Source organism: Paraburkholderia ginsengiterrae (assembly GCF_001645125.1).
Taxonomy (GTDB): Bacteria; Pseudomonadota; Gammaproteobacteria; order Burkholderiales; family Burkholderiaceae; genus Paraburkholderia; species Paraburkholderia ginsengiterrae.
In genome coordinates this window covers 1-440 of the sequence record NZ_LXKA01000286.1, presented here as the reverse complement: position 1 = coordinate 440, position 440 = coordinate 1, and the positions used below count along the sequence as shown (strand labels likewise).

Sequence of the window (440 nt, the reverse complement as noted above, 5' to 3'; positions counted from 1 at the left end):
GTCTGCTCCTGGATCAGCTGGAAGTACCACGCGCCGTCCTTGACATCGCCCTACAGGCCCGCGCCGACCACCCGGCTGTCCTCGAGCACAGGATGCCTGTAGAGGCCGCTCCTCGGGCCGCCCAGCACCATGCCTGCACTATCAGGGCCACCCATGAAGTCCCCGGCCGAATACAGATCGACGCCCGTGACTTTCAGCTTGGTCGCCGTCGCGCGCTGCACGTAACGCCGGTGACCCGCCCCTGCCAGATGTGCGCCACAGCCACGCCCCTCGTCCCAGATCGGCGCCACCAGCCCGAAGCTCGCCGTGCGGTGCTGCACGCATTCCCCGACCCCGTACCCCCCCCGGTCGTCCGTCCGCAAAGCATCCTCCCCCACGATCGCCCGCCCGCACTGCAGGCCCGACTGCCTGGCGCGCTTGACATTCGCCGTACACCCCCC

General features: G+C 69.5%; 1 pseudogene. It reads right to left on the bottom strand.

From position 1 onward, the window contains the following. Window positions 1-53 precede the first annotated feature (53 nt). A pseudogene (locus tag A6V37_RS20510) lies at window positions 54-440 on the bottom strand (NAD(P)/FAD-dependent oxidoreductase); the annotation flags it as partial.